This window comes from Stieleria varia (genome assembly GCF_038443385.1).
In the GTDB taxonomy this organism is placed as follows: domain Bacteria; phylum Planctomycetota; class Planctomycetia; order Pirellulales; family Pirellulaceae; genus Stieleria; species Stieleria varia.
On sequence record NZ_CP151726.1, the window covers coordinates 4,820,592 to 4,839,535 of the forward strand.

At 56.2% G+C, this 18,944-nt stretch carries 13 protein-coding genes; 4 read left to right on the forward strand and 9 right to left on the reverse strand.

Annotation, left to right across the window (positions count from 1 at the left end; translation table 11 throughout):
* Positions 1-173: 173 nt before the first annotated feature.
* Positions 174-1,316 carry a dGTP triphosphohydrolase gene (dgt, locus tag Pla52nx_RS16265; protein WP_146522647.1) on the forward strand — a complete coding sequence of 381 codons (1,143 nt, stop codon included), beginning with the start codon at positions 174-176 and terminating at the stop codon, positions 1,314-1,316.
* A 67-nt stretch (positions 1,317-1,383) separates the two neighbouring features.
* Here the strand turns inward: dgt and Pla52nx_RS16270 are convergent, their stop codons facing one another.
* Positions 1,384-2,700, reverse strand: a complete 1,317-nt coding sequence (locus Pla52nx_RS16270) for a PQQ-binding-like beta-propeller repeat protein (RefSeq protein WP_146522646.1) — start codon at positions 2,698-2,700, stop codon at positions 1,384-1,386.
* Between the two features lie 169 nt (positions 2,701-2,869).
* Here Pla52nx_RS16270 and Pla52nx_RS16275 point away from each other — a divergent pair, with 169 nt between their 5' ends.
* Both Pla52nx_RS16275 and Pla52nx_RS16280 read left to right on the forward strand, forming a co-directional pair.
* Positions 2,870-5,752, forward strand: coding sequence for a hypothetical protein (locus tag Pla52nx_RS16275; RefSeq protein WP_146522645.1), 2,883 nt, complete (start codon positions 2,870-2,872; stop codon positions 5,750-5,752).
* A 64-nt stretch (positions 5,753-5,816) separates the two neighbouring features.
* A complete protein-coding gene (locus Pla52nx_RS16280) occupies positions 5,817-6,488 on the forward strand; it encodes a tRNA (adenine(22)-N(1))-methyltransferase (RefSeq protein ID WP_146522644.1) in 672 nt (223 codons plus the stop codon).
* 129 nt (positions 6,489-6,617) lie between these two features.
* Here the strand turns inward: Pla52nx_RS16280 and Pla52nx_RS16285 are convergent, their stop codons facing one another.
* From Pla52nx_RS16285 to Pla52nx_RS16300, 4 genes are all read right to left on the reverse strand, one after another.
* Positions 6,618-8,159, reverse strand: a complete 1,542-nt coding sequence (locus Pla52nx_RS16285; protein WP_146522643.1) for a family 43 glycosylhydrolase — start codon at positions 8,157-8,159, stop codon at positions 6,618-6,620.
* 47 nt (positions 8,160-8,206) lie between these two features.
* Complete coding sequence (locus Pla52nx_RS16290; RefSeq protein ID WP_146522642.1) at positions 8,207-9,208, reverse strand: sodium:calcium antiporter; 1,002 nt, start codon at positions 9,206-9,208, stop codon at positions 8,207-8,209.
* Positions 9,209-9,561: 353 nt separating this feature from the next.
* Positions 9,562-10,299 (reverse strand): prolipoprotein diacylglyceryl transferase, encoded by a 738-nt coding sequence (locus Pla52nx_RS16295; RefSeq protein WP_146522641.1) that lies wholly within the window; start codon positions 10,297-10,299, stop codon positions 9,562-9,564.
* Positions 10,289-11,794: a radical SAM protein gene (locus Pla52nx_RS16300; RefSeq protein WP_146522640.1), complete on the reverse strand. Its 1,506-nt coding sequence runs from the start codon at positions 11,792-11,794 to the stop codon at positions 10,289-10,291. The genes Pla52nx_RS16295 and Pla52nx_RS16300 overlap by 11 nt, the downstream gene beginning before the upstream one ends.
* A gap of 69 nt (positions 11,795-11,863) precedes the next feature.
* Here Pla52nx_RS16300 and Pla52nx_RS16305 point away from each other — a divergent pair, with 69 nt between their 5' ends.
* Complete coding sequence (locus Pla52nx_RS16305; RefSeq protein ID WP_146522639.1) at positions 11,864-12,316, forward strand: hypothetical protein; 453 nt, start codon at positions 11,864-11,866, stop codon at positions 12,314-12,316.
* Positions 12,317-12,391: 75 nt separating this feature from the next.
* On the opposite strand, the gene Pla52nx_RS16310 is transcribed toward Pla52nx_RS16305, so the two are convergent.
* The 4 genes from Pla52nx_RS16310 to Pla52nx_RS16325 all read right to left on the reverse strand — a co-directional run bounded on the left by Pla52nx_RS16310 (position 12,392) and on the right by Pla52nx_RS16325 (position 18,929).
* Complete coding sequence (locus Pla52nx_RS16310) at positions 12,392-13,051, reverse strand: hypothetical protein (RefSeq protein ID WP_146522638.1); 660 nt, start codon at positions 13,049-13,051, stop codon at positions 12,392-12,394.
* A gap of 161 nt (positions 13,052-13,212) precedes the next feature.
* Positions 13,213-15,573, reverse strand: coding sequence for a hypothetical protein (locus Pla52nx_RS16315; protein WP_146522637.1), 2,361 nt, complete (start codon positions 15,571-15,573; stop codon positions 13,213-13,215).
* Positions 15,574-16,287: 714 nt separating this feature from the next.
* A complete protein-coding gene (locus Pla52nx_RS16320; protein WP_146522636.1) occupies positions 16,288-17,622 on the reverse strand; it encodes an ATPase, T2SS/T4P/T4SS family in 1,335 nt (444 codons plus the stop codon).
* Positions 17,623-17,723: 101 nt separating this feature from the next.
* Complete coding sequence (locus Pla52nx_RS16325) at positions 17,724-18,929, reverse strand: type IV pilus twitching motility protein PilT (RefSeq protein ID WP_146522635.1); 1,206 nt, start codon at positions 18,927-18,929, stop codon at positions 17,724-17,726.
* Positions 18,930-18,944: the final 15 nt, after the last annotated feature.

Consider the following 18,944-nt stretch of genomic DNA (forward strand, 5'->3'; position numbering starts at 1 on the left):
GACGATGCACTAGCACGAAGCGCAAGCGAGTGAATTTGGCGACTCACTTGCTCACTCGCTTGCGCTTCGTGCTGGTATGTTCCGCTTTACAGCGTTGTCCATCGGAGGCAGCCGCCGAAGTATTGCAAATCGCGAAGGTTCATTTCTTTACATCTCGGACAACTTGATCGGACATGCTGGATACGCGTCGATACGACGATCGCGAACACTTGCTGCTGGCATCCTTTGCCATGAACAGTCGAGACACGGCTGGACGAATCTACGCCGAACCGACCCACGAGTATCGCGGTCCGTTCGTCCGTGACCGCGACCGAATCTTGCATAGCAGTGCGTTCCGACGCTTATCGGGCAAGATGCAAGTGTTTACCGGTGAGATGGGGATCTATCACCGAACACGATTGACGCACACCTTTGAAGTCGCATCGGTGGCCCGCACGATGGCGCGAGTGCTGCGGCTGAACGAAGATCTTACCGAAGCCTTGGCGTTGATGCATGACATCGGTCACCCTCCCTACGGCCACTGCGGCGAAGACGCGTTGAGCGAGTGCATGAGAGACGTCGGCGGATTTTCGCACAATGAGTTCGCATTGGTAATCGTTCAAGAATTAGAGCAACGATATTCAGGGTTTCCAGGACTGAATCTGTCGGTGGAGACGTTGGGTGGACAAGACGTCCGGGCGCACAAGGAAGAAGCCAAGGTGGGGCGCTCGCCGTTGTTGGAGGTCCAAGTCGTCGACGCTGCGGATTCGATCGCGTACGACGCGCACGACGTCGATGATGCTCTGCAAATGGGGCTGCTGTCGCTGGATGAACTTTCTGAACTCGCCATCATCCGCCGTGCTCTCGCTGCCGTCAGTGAGCGATGGGGAGTCAACCGATCTCGCGAACAACGGCAATTGTTGGTCAGGCAGTTGATCGAACTGCAGGTAACAGACTTTGTCGATCAAGCCACTGAGTTGCTGGTGGAGTATCAAGGTCAAACGGCATCAGAAGTCCGCGACGCCGGCGTGCGTCCCGACCACAGTCCGATATTGGCCGCCGAACGCAAAGAACTGGAGTCGTTCTTGTTCGATGCCGTTTATCGACATCCCAGGCTCATCCCGGTCCGACGCTCCGCGTATCATCGATTGCAGGACATGTACGCCGTCCTGGTGAAACGCCCCGAACGATTGCCGCTACGTTTCCGCCGCCGGGCAGAAACGCGACCGGTGGAAAAGGTTGCCGGAGAATACCTCGCCGGCATGACCGACGACTTTTGCGATGCCCAGTCACGCTACGCCACCGACAACAACAGCGGCCCACTGGCCGACTGGTAGCACGTACGTCAGGCTTTCTAGCCTGACATCGCGTATTGTGTCAGGCTAGAAAGCCTGACGTACTCTGTTACTTTCCAAAGCAGTACAGACGGTTGCGAGTTCGCAGCAGCAGATTGTCGCCTGCGGGGACCGGGCTGGAGACGGTTGTTGGGTCCGAGTCTGTAACCACATTCGTGGCCACGACGGTCGGTTGAGCACTTGAGAGTGGTCCGATCACGTACACGGCGGCGTCTTCGCCCGTGACGTACAAGTGATCGCCGGCAACGAGTGGCGAACTGCTGAACGACTTGCGGGATTTAGGAATCTGAACTTCCCAAATCGTCTTTCCTGTCTCGTTGTCCAAGCATGCCACCAGTCCCCGCATCTGCTTGTCATCGGAGACAACATAAACGCGTCCGTCGTGCGCCGCAGGTGTGGGAACGTCGCTGCCCAAGTCATCGCGGAACCACGCGATCGCTGCTTTGCCCTTTCCGTTGGCGAGTTCACTGATGCGGACTGCCGTGAGTGACTGTCCACGCTGGTAGGGGCAAACGACGATACCGTTGTGAGCGACGGGCGACGAAATCGATCGCTCACGCGTTCTTTCCTCGGGATTGAACCCACCTAGACGTGCCAACTCCTTGCCGCTTTTGGCATCGTTCAAAGTGAGGTGGTCTGCACCCATCACAGCGATGCCGGGCAACCCGTTGATGGTGACATTCACCGGCGTCGTATAGCTTTGTGCGGACTCCTCGGGAGCCAATACCTTGCGTTCGGTTTTCCAAAGCTGCTTGCCAGTCGTTTTTTCAAAGGCAACCAGATAGCTCGGTCCGGTTTGCATCACCGCAACGACCACCGCGTTGTCGGTCAGCAGTGGGGAGGTTCCCAAGTCCCACCACAGGGAGTCTTCTCCGAACTCTTTTTGCAAGTTGATTTGCCACTGGATCTCGCCAGCGAGCGAAACGCAGGCGAGGTCGCCGCTGCGGAAATAAGCGTAGACGGATTCGCCGTCGGTGACCGGGGACGGATTCGCGCCGCTGCCTTTCTGGTGTTTTCCGCCGGCGTCGCCACCGAGTTCAACTTGCCAATCGAGTTTGCCAGTCTTGACATCGACGGCCAGCAAGTGGTTCTTTTCATCTGCACCTGCGGTCAAGAATGCTTTGCCGCCAGCCACGACGGGCGTGCTGCCGCCCCTACCTGGCAACTCAAGTCTCCATTTGGTGCCGTTGGTCTCGCTCCAGACAGTAGGAAACGAATCGCCGGGGGCGAACCCGTTTTGCTCTGGCCCACGCCATTGTGGCCAACTGGCGACATCGGCTGCCGAGGAAATCCCTGACGCATAGAGCGAGAAAATCACAAGGATGGCCGCAGTGCAGGACTGCGCGAGAGAAAATTGAGTTCGCATGATCGATCGCTCCGCGTCGGTGAAGGTGAGCATTTTGAGGGGTGGACGGCGTCGAGGGGAGTATTTTGCGTGGACGCTCTGATAGAATTCTACAATGTCTTGCGGGCCTTGGGTCCAGGGCAGATTTCCGTTGCGATCCTCATCAGAACGCCATTTGCGTGTGTACCCCATGATTCGCCCACTCACTAGCCTGCTGATCCCACCGCCGCCTTGCGATTCGGTACGACTCGCCTCGGCGAATCAACCTTGGGGCGACTTCGCATCGTCTGATGACACATTGGGTGCTGGATGGGCAGGAAACCGAGTCCTGGTCGTTCTGGTCTTTTTCGGCTGGATGTTTCTGAGCTTGGCGGTCGGATTGACGCACGTTTCCGCACAGGAATCTCAATCGGAGCCAGATCCCGCGGAAACTGGTTCGCCATCGCAATCCGATCCGGTCACGGCAGAGAACCTGGCAAAAGACGACTATGCGAGCCGACAACGAGCGACGATGCAACTTTGGCGCGACCGCGAACACCGTCGTCAGGAAGTTCAGGACGCTTCGCGGCATCCTGACCCAGAGGTCGCTCAGCGGGCCAACTGGATTCTGCGACAGTGGCGGCGAGGAGCAGTGTTTGGCAGCCCCATCCCCATCGAAGAACTCGACGACGCCTTTACATTGCAACGAGTGCTCGACGCTGGCGAATTCCGGGCCGTTCAGGCGGCCGTGGAAGAGTCCGCCGGAACGGTCGATTACGACCAGATCAAAAAACAAGTCGCTAAGTTGCTTTCTCTGCGTTTTCCCTTTTACGCCAAGCATGCGGTCGATAGAGACAACGCGATGCAACTTCTCGAGTTGGTCAACGCCGTTTGTGTGAATCAAGAACTGGCGGTTTGCCGAATTTCGATAATGCAGATGCTGGGCGTGCCCATCAACGATGACAATCTGCTGCCTCAAACCGCCAACGCGTGGAGTGAAGCGGAAAAACGAATTTCGTTGGTCCAAATCCACTGCCTGTTGGGCCAGCACGACCAAGCCTTGCCGATCGCGGTGGACGCCGATGATCGTGAACTGAAACGAGTGGTCCGCATGTTGATGGGCCAGTGGCAAGAATTGGCCGCGGACAGCAAACAGGATGCGGAGAACGCCGATGAAATCAACTCCCAAGTGCTCCATTGGGCTTGGACGCTCGTCGCAGCGGATCGATCCAACAATGACTCTCTTGCGGACGAAGCATGCCAAATGCTTGCCGTCCGTCAGCCCAACGAGTCCTTTCAAACAACAACGATTCGCTGGAAAGCACTCGCGTTGCACGGACGCATTGACGAAGCTCTTGCTTTATTACGAGAAATCGACCCCAACGATTGTGCGAGCGTCGCTCTCGCTGCATCCCGCCCGTCCACTGCGATGGACGTGTTGGGGTACCCCTATTCGGAATTGGATGCCAACCTGGACCAATGGCTGACCGATGCGATCGTCGATCAAGTCACCTCGGGTGAAACCAAAATCTCACCCGCGGTCGATTCGATGATGACTCTGATCGGAGTGCTACTGAATATCGGACGCACCACAGACGCTTGGATGATCTGCGAGCGTCTCAATCGCCCTGATCTGACCATCGGCATGAGCAACGAGTCGATGCGTGACCGGCTGCTGCGTTCCCTACTCAGCACGCCACGTACGGACTGGGTCGCCAAACTTGCGGCTGTTCCCGGCGATCGAGTGACCAGTTTCGCGTCACGCTGGTGGGTGGCCGAATCGCTCGGTGTCGACGAAGAAACCCTGCGTGTCTTGCTTGATGTCGTCGGGTCGCTCTTTCCCACGCGAGAATACCCCGATCGATTTTCGATGGTTTGCCAGTTGATTGCCGGTGAGTTGCCCGAAGGATTCGATGCCGACCGAGACTTTGAGCGAATCTACGAACGACTTTCCGACGCTCGTCGCTTGCAACCCATCCAAGGACGCATCATTCGTAATAGCGTTCGCATGAATCAGCACATTGTCGACATGTTCTCTGCCCAACAACAGTTTGACATCGCACGTCGTGCTTTGCTGACCATGGTGGCCGCTGGCGATATCGAAGCCGCACAGAAACTTGCCGAGATCGAACTGCAACGAGGAAACCACGAGGCCGCCGAGCAGCTTTTTGACAAAGTTTGGCAGCTCGCGACGCGTCCAGATGTTCAATCCGGGATATCCGTCAGCACCGAGAAACCGCTTGCGGCGACCAAAGCGTTGGTGGGGCAGTGGATTTTGGCAAAGCGTGCCGGCGACACCGAAGCTGCCGAGCGGTTGCTGCGTCAATTGCGTTTGACCCTGTGTTCACCGTCGACCGATTTGCGAAATCAGATTGCAGAGTACTTGCGAGACCAAGACGAATCGGCGCTAGCCAGCGAAGTCCTGGAGACGTTGGTGAGCATCACCGCCTTTGGCTCCTCAGAGGCCACTGAGTTTTATGACGTTGCCCGCAACTACTCCGCAGCCATCCACGACACGGATGTGGCCAAGGCTGCAAGTTGGTTCGACTTGGCAGTCGGTGGAACGCTGGAAACCACCAACTATCGAGCCACGGCTTACATCTCGCTGCCATTGTTCGTTCGCCGTTGGATGCTGGAATCCGCGATCAAGGATGCTGATGCGGAAGCCGCCAAGAGGCACATCGAGCGGATCGAGTTGCTGGACCCATTGAACATCGATTTTGCCGAACGTTTGCTGCCCGAACTCAGGGAAGCGTCCCTGGGAGATCTGGCCGACGAAGTCTTCGATCGATTGATGGATCGTGGTTTGGAATACGTCAAGGTGTATGCCCAAGACGCGACGACGCTCAATAATTTGGCCTGGTCCGCAGCGATGAACAAACGGCGACTGGATGAAGCCCTCGAGTTGTCCCAACGATCGGTTTACTGGGAACCAGACAGCGCGATCTATCGCGACACGCTGGCTGAAATCCTGTTCTCGATGGGACGTTCGGAGGAAGCGTTGTTGATCGAGCAAGCCTGTTTGCTGGACGACCCAGAGGATTGGCATTTCCACACGCAAGTCGAAAAATACCGAGCCGCGATCAAAGATTGATAGACTCCATCTAGCGAGTCTCGCTGGTTGATCAGCACCAGTGCACCATCGCGAGGATTTAACATTGCCCAAATTAGACAAGCGACTCAAGACCGTCGCGAGGCTGATTCGCTCGCAAACACATGCCGACATCGGCAGCGACCACGGTCACTTGCTCGCGGCGCTGCTGGCTGCCGGTCGCGTCGAGCGGGGCATCGCCATCGAAAACAAACGCCAGCCGTTTCTCAACTCGACCGCCACGCTGGCTGGCAAGAATGCAGAAGTGCGTTTCGGCGACGGCTTGGCGGCTTTGTCAAAAGGCGAAGTGCAAAGTCTCAGTATCTGTGGGATGGGCGGCGAAAGCATTGTGCGGATTCTGAACGAGAATCCTGATCGCGTCCCGTCCTCACTCGTCTTGCAGCCCAATCACAAGGCCGATCAAGTGCGCCGCTGGGCTTGGCAATCCGGCTACCATCTCCGAGACGAACAATTTGCTCCCGGGCATTGGCAGTACGTTGTCTTGGCGTACAGCAAAGCAACACCGCCTGAGTCGGAGGCACCAGATCCCGCGTACGTGAACCTGGATCTTGAAGCAGCGTTTCTCTTTGGCCCCACCGCGATTCGAAATCCATCGAAGTCTTTTCTGGAGCGATTGCAAGAAGAACGCGAGTACCTGACGCAAATGAAATGTCACACGCCGGTGACAGACCAGCGTCTGCGTGCGATCGACCGCCTGATGGTGCACTCCACCGTTTGACCCGTAGCCGCAGGCGCAGGAGACACCACCCAACGCAATGCACCGCAGAGTCAAACGCCGCTTCCGCCTACGCCTTCGGCTGCGGGTCAAACAAAGGCTTCAGTTGTGGGGCATAACAACTGCCCGTCCTCAGGGGACAGGTTGCGGCGACGATGTCGGCCCCCAGACGGCCAGTACATCGGGGCCGTCGTCCTGAGGGACAAAACGTAGCCGGTCGATGGAGAGCTGTCGCGGCTCCGTTTCGGTGAGCGAAAAGTGGCGGTGATACACGATCCACTTTTCTTTGCCGTCGAGAGATTCGGTGATGCAGTGGTGCGCGGTCCCGTGTGCATAGGCGGTCGATTTCATGATCGGGTTGTATTGATACTTTTTCCATGGCCCCAAGGGACTGTCCGACGTCGCATAGCCGACCGCGTATTCGGGACTTTCAAAGTGGCTGCCGGAGTACGTCAAGTAGTACACGCCGTTGTGCTTGAGGACTTCGGGACCTTCCGCGATGGGCGCCTGGTGACGCTCCCAACCTTGATCTGGCTGGATTAGCCGCTTTAGCGAGCTTTCGTCCACCGTGATCATGTCATCGTTCAACTTTCCGCCCCATATCTCGTTTCCACGATTGAAGTGGACGTAGTAGAAGTAACATTGCCCATCGTCATCTTGAAACACGTGCGCGTCGATGCGAATAGAATCGGGGCTCATCGGCCGGTCTCCGATCTGCTTGAACGGACCCGCCGGCGAATCCGCGACCGCAACGCAAATCCGGGTGTCCGCCGCGTAGTACAGATAGAACTTGCCGTTTCTCTCAATGATGTCCGGTGCCCAGAAACGGGAATCCCCCCAACTGTCCTCGTTCCGTACGATGTATCCTCGATCATCCCAGTTGACGAGATTCGGCGAAGTGAACAAGCGGATGCCTCGACGCATATCGGGATGATCGTGCGAATGCGTGCAGTACAGGTAATAGATACCCTCGTGTAGCAAAACTGTGGGATCGGCGATTCCTGGCTTTAGCGGATTGGTGTAGGTCGGCGCTGCATTCAACGGTTCCAACTCGCGGATCACCAAATTGCGAAACCGCGATTCTCGGCCGAGAGAACGCAAACCGACTTGGCCAACGCGATTCGCTTGATCGATTCCGTCGATGATCGGGAATTCAGTTGATCCTGCTGCGACGTTATCGACAAAGACCTTGACGTTGGCGTCACGAACGATCAGCCTCAGACGGTACCAATGCGACGAGTCGATGGGACCGGGTCGACTGGCAATTTGACGCCATGCTCCTTCGCTTGCTCCCCACAGAATACTCTCCGCGCCCGCGTCCACACCCACGTAGTAGCCGCGATAGGCGTCCACTCCGGGTTGCGAGTCAGCGACGCGAAAAACAACGCCGGCTTGGGCATTGGTTCGGACCTCAACCTCCAACTCAAAATCCTGCAAAGACTGATTGGTGAGCATCAGCCTCGGACCTTGGCCTCCCGTCACCGTGATTCCAGATGCCCCTGGACGCCATTGCCCGCCAGCAGTCGACCATCGGTCCGCCGCCAATTGTTGCAACGAGTCGCTCAAGATCACCGCACGCGATGCGTCTGGCTCTGCTGCTGCGATGGATGCACGGCCTGTGGTCGTAGTCAGTACGACGAGAACGAAGAAGAGGATGCTGGTTTGTCGAATCATGTTGCTTGATGCAGGGGAGGGCGAATTGCGAGTGAGTCCTTGCACGTTCACATCGAGTAAACAAAGTAGAAAAACAGCAAGGCCGACAGGATCACTCCTGCGGCATCAGGCTCCAAGTACCAGATCCGTTTTTCCACTCGGTACAAGATTCCCATCACCGCGATGGTGGTTGTGACAATGATCCCCAACGCTGTGATCGCATGCACGGGGCCCAGATCGCTGAAAAGCGGCTTGTGATAGAATGCATCGATCGCGACGAGGATCAAGAGATTGAACGTGTTGCTGCCGAGAATATTTCCGATCGCCAGATCGTGTGCGTCCATTCGGGTCGCTTGATACGTCGTGACCGCTTCGGGCAACGATGTGACCAATGCGATGAAGACGGCTCCAAAGAAGGTGCCGCTGAGCCCCAGGATCGTTGCGAGCGATTCTGATGTGCCCGTCAGCGGCGCCGCTAATGCTAATATCACGCCGGTGGCGCCGAGGTAGTAAAGCAATGGACGCAACCAATGCCGTGTCGGTTGCTCAGACGCTGTCTCGGGCAAGATGCTGACGGACTCGTGCGGTTCCACGGGCTCGCTGGTGACTCGGTCGACGAAGACCAATCGTACGGTGACAAAATACGACAAGAACACCAGCACGGTTCCCACGTGGAACCTGCCCAGCGTCGGTAGTCCGGGCATCAACACACAAACGCCGACGATGGCCGCCATCATGATCGAAGCCAATGCGGCCAAAGCGTGCGCCGCTGCCCGCCGACTGAGTATCCGACCTCGTGAACGTTGAGATAAATCGATGCCCGCAAGGATCAGCAGATTGATCAAACAACTGCCCATCACCCCGCCCACAGCCATGTCGGGCAGATCATTCCACGCCAGTTGGCCACTGACGATCAACTCCGGCAAGCTTGTCGCGGCGGCGAGCAAGATAAAACCGGTGACGGATCGTTCCAAACGAAAAGCTTCCCCCAGTTGATCTGCCGACGATGCCAGAACGATCCCCGTGACACCGACACCCAGAGCAAGCAAAGTAAACCAGAAAGCGACCATATGAGTTCCCGTTGGAGAGTCTCATGTTCTAACGAAAATTGGCCTGTGCGTGCGACAGGAGTGACAGAATTGCCGTCCCACGATTCCACGTTATCGCCAGAATGGAGGGTGTTTTGTCAGTGGTATGCTTTTTGGTGGCGAGGGGGGCAGGCTAGAAAGCCTGACGTACACTAGCCCGGATGATGCGCGCAGCCTATTTTCGTGCCAATCCGCGTATGTCGTTTCGTGCAAACATATTGCGAAGACCGAAGTGAGTCGCGTGAATAAACCGGGCTAGCCGCCTTGCGGCTCACTGAATCAGCAGTCTCCTGCGCCGGGAGAGGTGACAGAAACTTGCTGGCACCCTGATGAAACTACCCTTGCTGAGCTGACGTTTCCACTTGACTTCCCAATGCAAGGAACTGTTGACGACGATCACGCCACCAAAGGACGCTGAATAGTACGATGATTGCTAGGCTGGCCCACTGGTAGGCTGTCAGATTGGCGACCAGTCGGGGTTCGGGACGAATCATCTCCGTGACCACTCGATAGGAGGCGTACAAGATGATGTACAGTTTGATCAGATTGCCGCGAAAAATTCCGCGACGCATCAGTGCCCACAACGCGATCGCTGCGGCCGTGTGAAAGAGCGACTCGTAGATCTGGGTGGGATGTCGCGTCAGCAGGTCGATTCTGGGAAAAACGACCGCCCATGGCAAATCGCTGGGTGTGCCATAGCAACACTGTGCTTGAAAGCACCCCAAACGCCCCACCGCGATGGTCGCCGCAACCGGTACGGCAAAGGAATCGCCTGTCTTGGACTTGATCTGCATCGTCCACTTGGCAATCTCGACGCCAAAGTAACCGCCAACCAGACCGCAAAGAATCGTCTTGCCGTTTTGAAACCACGCCGCGCCGGACATCAAGGCATCAAGGTCACCAAACAAATACGGCAACTTCGCTCCGATCATCGCGCCGCAGAACGCACCCATCAGGACACCCAATCGTTGCGTCCGATCCAGCGATAGACTGCGCTGCGACAAACGGCTGAGCAGAAACCCCGTCGTCATGGCGGCTCCCATGATCAACGTGTACGCAAAGTCAACGTTCATCGATGGAGACCAAAGGCAACGAGGGCCGTTGCGGGGCCTGTTGTCGACCAGGGCTTGAGTCGTTGCGAACGTCGACGAGTTGCGGCAACGGAACATGCCCGTCCCGATACAGCACGTTGTAGGCAGAGAACGGAATGAGATGACCCGTGGGCAATAAATGATGCACGCAGGATTTCATCAGTTGACGCACATCGAAATTGTACGCGTCCATGAACGACGTGATCGTGATGCGTAGCAAATCTGACTGACGCAGCGTTTGCGTGGCGGCTGCCATGAAGAATGCTTGAGCGGTTTGCGTCAAATCGTCGGAGGTTTCCGTTGCCGTCGGACGAGCGACCGCAATCGAAGGCTCGCAACCACCGGGGCCGCAGGCGGCTCGGGCCAAGTATTGGCTGACCAGAGATTTGGCACGTTCTCGTGTGAACACGATTCCGTTGGCCAGCAAGTCCATGTTGGCCGCGATATCGATGAATCGATTCAACGGTACGGTTGTCCCGTTCCCACGATAGGCGTAGGCCAATGAATGGCCGTTGGGGTGTGCACAGGGCAATGGCAAAAAGTCCGATTCGGCAAACCACTCACCGGCTTGTTCGGCGATCGCGGCAATCACATCGGGAAACGTGATCCGATCTTCGAGTTGCTCTGGCAAGAAATACCTCCCGGTGTAGGTCGCGGGTTGAAAACTGACGCCGGTGATGTGTGGACGCTCGATGGCGTGTCGAATGATCGGTCCCGGCTGATCGTCATTCACTCCGGCTTGCAGCGTGCAAACCAGCGTCGTGTTCAACCCGACTTCGCCGAGCACCTCGACCGCTTGCAGTTTGGTTTCCAAAAGCGATTTGCCTCGCAGCAATTCGTGATGTGATTCGCTGAACCCGTCGAATTGCAGGTAGACCTCCGCGCGGTGCCTCCACTTCGCAACCGCATCACGGAACTCAGCATCCTTCGCAAAACGCACTCCGTTGGTGTTGATCATCACGACATCGATCGGCTGATCGCAGGCGTACTGCAGGATCTCCAGAAAATCTGGATGAATGGTCGGCTCTCCGCCGGACAACTGTAGGACTTCCGGTTTCCCCTCGACCTCAACCAAGCGGTCAATTGCACGCTTGCACTGCTCCAGCGTCAGATGCTTGCCACCGGGGGCGCTGCCGGCGAAGCACATCGGGCAGGTCAGGTTGCAGCTCGATGTGATTTCCAGCAAAGCGATACAAGTATGTTGTTCGTGTTCGGTACACAAACCACAATCGTAAGGGCAGCCGCGTTTTGATTCAGCGCCGTGGATCAGAGGTAATTTCCCGGGAGTACTGTACTGGCTTTGATCGAACTGACGGACATCAGAGCAAACAAAATCCTCTCGGACGCCGTGTGTCGAGCAGCGTTTGCGAAAGTAGACTCGCCCGTTCTTGACGATGATCTTTGCCGGGACCAGCTCCAGACATTCGGGACAGAGGCTTTGAGTGGTTCCGATGAATGAGTGTTCTCGCAGTTTCATTTTCGACGTTTCCAGAGCGCGCGGAGCACAAAAAAGCCAGCTACCAGTCCCAAAGCTCCCGAGCCGAACATGGCAACTGGGAATATGCTCTGCACCGCTCTACTTGATCCCGAACTCTCCATCGCCAGGATTCCAAAACACGAAGCGCTACAAGCGATGAAGAACGCGGCGCAAGCCGCAACACAGGCCGTGATCACTCCGGCAAGCGATGCAAAGAACAATCCCGACTTTTGCATCGTCGAGATTTCCTCTCCCGCGTTCCTTTTTCGGTTGGCGACCACCGCGGTCCGAATCAACGCGGGTGCAACCACGATCGCCAGCATGATGGCCAGTCCAGGAGCAGCCGTGCCGAGCGCCAACAGCACGACGACCAAACCCACAATCAAAACGATGCTGGGAAAAGTCGACTGCCCGGAATCCTCCAGCATCGCGGGCGCCGCGTACGGATTGGTGATTCCTGGTACCGGCATCGGCGCGGAGTTTGCTGGAACACGCTCGGCGTTGGCAGGGATATTGCTGTGACAAAGCCAACACGATTGCCCTTGCGGATTCTCTGCAAAGCAGGTCGGGCATCGAACCGTGCCGATTGCTATGGGGTCACTGCTCATCCGTCGTCCTCCCGAACCGTCGTTCAGCGTAGTGTTTTGCCATCGCCCGAAACCGTCGAATCATCTGACCCAATACAATTCCGGTGATGCCGATCGCCAACAGTGTGATGATCTGATGGTAACGTGGAACGACGCCGATGATTCGGTCGCCGAACAAGTGAGGCCATTTTCCCATCGCGAGCAGGTATAGGTACGAGACGATCGCCGCAGCCGTTGCCGCGCGGACCAGCGGCAAACTGAATCGCAATGCGGAAAGAATCAGGATCAAGAAGTAGCCGAGAATCAACGGACTCGCCTGTCCGCCTCCCAAGCACAAGATGGCGGTGAGCAGTGCCAGGTCTAAGCCTGTGGTCACGTATGGAGTGAAGAGAGGAAAAATTCGCAGACGCAAAGAAAAATCGATCGTCAAAGCCATCAGCAACCAACCGGCGACGATGACCGTCAGCGCGACGTGAAAGATTTGATCCGGAGGCGTGTCTGATTTGAGCAGTCCACCTGGCTGATAATGTTGAACGAGATGAACCAGGTAGAACGCGACGATGGCGAGGATCCGTAGATGGTTCGCACGGTGCTCTCCTGCCAGTTGTTGCCATCGACTGGCAACAAACCAAGCTTCATCGTCACTCAATGTTGTTTTGGCTGTTTCCACGGCACGCCTCAATGCGAAATGTACGTCAGGCTTTCTATCCTGACACGATCCCCCCACGATCCCTCATGCCAGCCTGGAAAGACTGAGTCACGGGGAATATGTCAGCCTAGAAAGGCTGACGTACGAAAGGCTGACGTACATTTAACATACAGCCCCAGCGTTCATCTGGCCATCGCTTGCAGCCAAGGCTCCAATTGCACCTTTGCGATCTGATACCAAAAGTCGACTTCGTCATCGGTGCTCTCCAGCGGGTGCAACGCCGCAAAATCCAGTAGCTGCGAGAGTGTATCGTTTTTCACCGCTCCTTTGACCGCTTGCAGTTCCACGTGGCTCAGCGTTTGCACCGAGCGAATCGTTTTGATGAATAACTCGTGCTGAATCACCCCCGTCAACGCTTCATAGTCCGTGGCGAACAATTCAGGCGACAGGGCTAAGAGCCCGCGAGCGGCGAATGCTTTTCGCGAATCCTGGCCAATCAGGCTCAGCAGACCAGCGACGCTCGCGTGGCAAAGTGGGCCGTTGTTCTCGTCCAGCAACAATTCCTTGAGCACCATGCCGGAGTACTTGTTGCGTCGCATTGCTGTCAGACAAGCTTCCCGGGTGACTTTCATCGGCCATCCCGATTCAGGCAACAGTTCCGGCGCAGCGTTGAGGACCGCTCTGGCAACGAACTCTGCCGCGACCTGCTGAAAGTTACCCTGAAAGACCTGGTCTGACGGTATAGAAAACTCGTCATCAGAACGATTCTGTTCGTGTTGGATTACCCGACATAAGATTTCGTCGGCGATGCACAACGCACCGTCGTCCACCATTTTCCTGGCGGCGGAGATGGCAACAGGATTGACAGACGCGGCATCCGGGTTGCTTTGTCGAGCATAGTGTTCATAGATCGAAACGAACGGGGGTGAAATCAGGTACGACGCAAAGGTGCTGATTCCATGCTGTCCCAGATGGCTGTTCGGCTTGGCAGTGACTCGGTCAATGATCGGTTGTTTGACTTGGTCGAGCAATCCAGGTGCGAACCGAATCGTCGAATTCTCGCTCGTCCAACTTTGAATCTGTCCCGATTCCCGGGCGATCCTGATCTCAGATCCTTTGTTGCGGATCGTCAACTCGCTCGAAGTCAAATTCGTCTCGACATTGGGATGATAGGCGAGCGAAATTGCGTCTGCCGGAGTCATTCGCCAGTGATGGGAACAAGGCAGCTCATCATCTGCTCGCCGTGAGTTGATGTTGCCGTTGAACACAAAGTTGAGTCCCTTTTCTGGGTCTTTCGCACCTCGCAAAGTCGTCGTGAACCAAACCTTGCCTTCGACGAGACCCAGACCGACATGAAAACAAGTCGGATTGTCGGAGTGGTCAATGATCAAATGCTCCGCATCAACAAAGATCGTCGCGGTCCGGGCTTGATGGTTGCCATCGGATGGTTCGCTGGTGTGCTGGACGAACAAACCGCTGGATGATTGGATAGCGTGGACTGTCATCCCCATGTCGTCTTGCTGGAATGCAAACTCGGTATCGTCATTTCGTTGGTGGGCATCAATCAGCCATTGACGCATTTTCAAAACGACTCCTGCGATTTCGTTGAATGATTCGCCCAGCCGAGGGCCGTAGGGAATCTCAGTCACAATGATCGACAGCTTTCCCGATGCGTGATCGTGCGAGACCTCAAACTTTTCGAAACGTCCGCATTGCCAAAGTCTCGCGCGCATTTGTTGCAACCTGGATTCGGAGACTTGTTGTCCCGGCTCCAGATCCAACCACTTCAGCAACTCTGTTTCCGAGTTTCGTTGCAACCCAGTGACCTCGATGTTTGCAATGCGATCGGGCTCGTTTTCGTTCACAATCGAAATTTGCAAATCGACAGTGTGGGTGTTCATGTCGGGAGCAAGCTTGACCAACGCAAACGCATTGGAGAATCCGAGCGATTTGAGTGCTTTATTGACAGATCGACTAAACTCTCGTTCGCTATCCAAAGCGATCTTTTCGCCGGGAGTCCAATCGGGATCGCTCAGTTTTTGAGGTGCACCGTCTTTGTCGGTCCACACGGTTTCGATCGACTCGCCATCGCTCCACAGCGTCGGCGTCCATCCTTCCTTGGGCATTCTCTTTGTGAAATGATCCTTTAATTGCTGGGCGTCAATCACCTTGCAGCCGTCAATCAAGATCTCGTCCCGCACATACCGTTCACCTTCCGCGATTTTGCAGACCAATTCGCTAGGATGCAGTGCTGATTCGGCGACGATCACCACGTCGCCATACCCCGCAGCACGGTACCCTGCTCTCAACAGCTTCGTCGTTACAGCGTTCAGCTCCAGCGGTTCCGCCAACGGATGCATCGCCAGCAAGAAATCGGGTTGTCCCGACAAGGTCGCGAGCAATTCATCGTCCGTGAAGGTCGTGTTGCCACGAAAAGTAATGCGTTGAGCCGCTTCGGTAGACTGAGCTGAGAGAAACGTCGTGTGCGGAAGAAGAATCGCGACTGCTATCGTGATTGCTATCGCTCTAAAAATTTGAGTCATGGGAACGTCGTCCGTGACAGGATCAAGCCGAGAGAACGAGGGGCAGTATTTCCTGTCGAGTCGGTTTTCGGCAATAGCAATGACAGTGCGTCCGTTGCCGGCCATGGAAAATGGCTCGATCTGGGGCCGAGCTGCTCTTCCGTAGGTCATGCGGGGGACGTGAAAAGAATTATTGCTGCATATGACCGTGAAGCGGTCTCAGACGGTAGCCGGCGATAGAGCGCAGCGATCATCGCCGGTTCATTCCGTCTGACAAGAACCGACCCCGAAGGTGGTCGCAGCCCCGATTCCGAGAAGTCTGCGACACCCTTCGGGGTCGATTCAACATGGTTGTCGCATACCACGGGTGCGCCTTCGGCGACCCGTGGCTACCTTCTGCGATCCCTCGCGGGATCCAATTTCGCACTCACGAATCAGCACCCATACAGAAAGGCAATCAAAGACGTCAGCAATAAACTTCACGTCCCCGAGGGACGTGCAATCAATAAGTGACGGATCTAGTAGTGGACGAGGTCACGAGTCCCGTGCTCCAGGACTCGTAACCTCGTCCACTACGCCAGTAATTGATTTTCGCGTCCCGTGCCTGACAAGAGACGGTAAGCCAGTGCTCTTGGGACGGATGCTCTCGTTTCGCGTTCAACGTTGAGTGATTTCCGGTGACATGCATGGCGTTGAGCGGAGTGTGTCATGCACAGCATGACCTACCCATTCCAATCAGCGTGAAAATGCTCGTTTGAGTTCATCCAGACTGGTCAAACCACGAGCGACCGTCAGGACGGCTTCCGTTTGCACGGGGCGGAAACCTTCGGAGCGGGCGATCGCTGTCAGTTGACCCATGTCTTGAGTCTTCTGCATGGCGTCGCGGAATTTTTCGCCTGGGGTCAACAGCTCAAAGATCGCCGTTCGGCCCATGTAGCCGCGGCCTTGGCAAACGTGACACGGCGTGATCGGAGCCGGGCGGCCTTGCTCGTCCACTTGCTGCTCGATCGGCGGTGGGACAAACGGCTGGTACATCATCGTTACCCGTCCGGGTGGAATTCCGAGTTGCTGCAGCAGTTGCGGCGGCGGCTGGAATCCGAGTTTGCAGTTGTCACACAAGCGGCGAACCAAACGCTGTCCAAGCACACAACCGAGGGTGGACGCGATCGCGGATTTTTGTTCGGGGTACTGTGCCATCAGCCGGGCCACGCCTTCGATCGCACCGCCCGCGTTCATTCTGAGAATCGCTTGCTTTTCGTGCGTGGAGACTTGCTTGAGCACAGTGCCCATGATCTCTGGATCGGGCAGCGTGGGGAACATGAATACGTCAGGCTCCTTGAGAATCGCCTTACGCACTGAATCGGCCAGCGTGAGGCCCGTGTCACCACCATAGAAGTTTGGATTGATGTTGATGATCTCTGGCTCGGGCGACCCTTTCGGCTCAAAGGATTGAAAGTCGCGGACCAATCGGTCGGCCGCTTGAATGGCCACGTTCCAGGTCGTCGTCAGGCCTTCCGTTGTCGGCGCGGTGATCAGAACGATGTTCCCTTCACCGTCGATGGTTTGCTTGAACGTCTCGATCATCTTGTCTCGCATTCCGAGATCGCCCAATCGTTCAAAGGGGACATTCTCGGAATCGATTTTCAGCAACACGCGTTCACCGGTCGGGACTCCTTGCGATTGGAGCGTCAAGTTGAACTTGGCCTTGGCAAGTTTTACTTTGACGGAGCCTGCTTGGGCGCTGCGTCGATCCGCCGGGTTGAGCAGTGTCAGTTGCTTCAACGCGTACAGCATCGCATCACCGGACTCACGATCCAGCGGTGGCAACTGCTCCCACTGTCCGTCGATCTGGTACCGCACCGCGCATCCTTGGGCGGTAAAGTCCAGCAGCAAGTGTGTCGCTCGCGAGTGAATGCCGTGGGACACTTGTCCGGCCGCGATGGCAAATCCGATGCCCTGACGGGCGTTGATCAACAACGCCTGCACTTGAGTGTTGTCGCTCAGCTTGGGAGTGAATTCGACCGGCGGAACGGTTTGCCAAAGTTGAGTGGGTTGTGGTTGTTCGGCCATCGTGGCGTTGGTGACGTTGGTTGAGAGAGTGTTGTTTCAGTGGACGGTAATTGTGTCGCGTTTGGACGGGGAGACCAACGACGCGACCTGAAAAATAATGATCAAAGAATCCCGGGGGCTTTGACGTCGATTCCTTTGAGCGCCATTTTCAGAGCGTCTTTGTTCGGAGCAACGGCAAAAGCGGTGGGGCGGTCGATCAGTTCGTCATCGATTAGTTTTTTCAGGCTCATCGTAAAGTCTTGCATGCCGTCTTCGGCACCGATTCGGATCGCGTCTGGCAATTTTTCGTCTTTGCCTTCCAGGACCAGTTTTCGGACCGTCGGATTGAACGTCATGACTTCGCAAGTCGGCACGCGAGAAACACCGGGCTTGATGCTACGCAAAAGTTTCTGCGCCACGATGCCTTTCATATTGAACGCGATCGCGGAACGGATCGCGTTGTGCATTTCCTCGGGGAACAAGTCCAAAATACGTCCGATGGTCGTCGATGCGCTGGCCGCGTGGATGGTTCCGAACACAAGGTGTCCGGTTTCCGCTGCGTGGATCGCCGTCATGAAGGTTTCTTCGTCTCGAAGCTCGCCAACCAGGATGATGTCGGGGTCTTCCCGCACGGCGTGTTTCATCCCGATCGAAAAGTCCTTGACGTCCTGACCCATTTCACGCTGATTGATCAGACACTTGTCCTCCGTGAAAAGGAATTCGATCGGGTCTTCCAGGGTCAAGATGTGTTTGCGGTAGATCGAGTTGATGTAGTTGAGCATCGAACCGATGGTGGTACTCTTGCCCGAACCGGTCACTCCCGCCAACAACACCATGCCCTGATCGTAGTGGCACAAGGCTTCGATCGAGTCGGGCAGGAACAGACCGCGGAAATCGGGAATCCAGTTGCTGATCCGGCGAGCGACCAAGCCGATGTTGCCGAGCGATTTGAGCATGTTGACACGGAATCGCCAGCGAGTGCCGTCGACGTCGCAGGTGTGCGAGAAGTCAGCCCCGCCTTCCTCCTCAAAAATCAGCAGGTTTCGCTCGTCCATCATCGGAATCAACAGACGGACCATTTCTTCCATGTCGATAGGGCCACGGTTGAGCGGTTTGAGATCGCCGCCGACACGGACGATCGGGGGCTGGCCGACTTTGAGGTGCAAGTCGGAGCCCTCCAGCTTGACCAACGCGCGAAAGATCTTGTCGACCTCCAGCTCCTTCTTTTCCTTCAGCAAGGACGCCTTGAGTCGAGCTGCAACGGCTTCCGCGGAATTGTCGGCATGTCGTGATGCCTGAGGAGCTGCTTTACCGCTTTTGTGTGCCATATCGTTGGTGGATTT

Excerpts from the sequence above, each read along its gene's own strand:
- Pla52nx_RS16305 (WP_146522639.1), top strand. The coding sequence starts at position 11,864 with ATGGCAACTGGGAATATGCTCTGCACCGCTCTACTTGATCCCGAACTC.
- Pla52nx_RS16270 (WP_146522646.1), bottom strand. The coding sequence starts at position 2,700 with ATGCGAACTCAATTTTCTCTCGCGCAGTCCTGCACTGCGGCCATCCTT.
- Pla52nx_RS16320 (WP_146522636.1), bottom strand. The coding sequence starts at position 17,622 with ATGGCCGAACAACCACAACCCACTCAACTTTGGCAAACCGTTCCGCCG.
- Pla52nx_RS16275 (WP_146522645.1), top strand. The coding sequence starts at position 2,870 with ATGATTCGCCCACTCACTAGCCTGCTGATCCCACCGCCGCCTTGCGAT.
- Pla52nx_RS16315 (WP_146522637.1), bottom strand. The coding sequence starts at position 15,573 with ATGACTCAAATTTTTAGAGCGATAGCAATCACGATAGCAGTCGCGATT.
- Pla52nx_RS16285 (WP_146522643.1), bottom strand. The coding sequence starts at position 8,159 with ATGATTCGACAAACCAGCATCCTCTTCTTCGTTCTCGTCGTACTGACT.
- dgt (WP_146522647.1), top strand. The coding sequence starts at position 174 with ATGCTGGATACGCGTCGATACGACGATCGCGAACACTTGCTGCTGGCA.
- Pla52nx_RS16290 (WP_146522642.1), bottom strand. The coding sequence starts at position 9,208 with ATGGTCGCTTTCTGGTTTACTTTGCTTGCTCTGGGTGTCGGTGTCACG.
- Pla52nx_RS16325 (WP_146522635.1), bottom strand. The coding sequence starts at position 18,929 with ATGGCACACAAAAGCGGTAAAGCAGCTCCTCAGGCATCACGACATGCC.
- Pla52nx_RS16300 (WP_146522640.1), bottom strand. The coding sequence starts at position 11,794 with ATGAAACTGCGAGAACACTCATTCATCGGAACCACTCAAAGCCTCTGT.
- Pla52nx_RS16295 (WP_146522641.1), bottom strand. The coding sequence starts at position 10,299 with ATGAACGTTGACTTTGCGTACACGTTGATCATGGGAGCCGCCATGACG.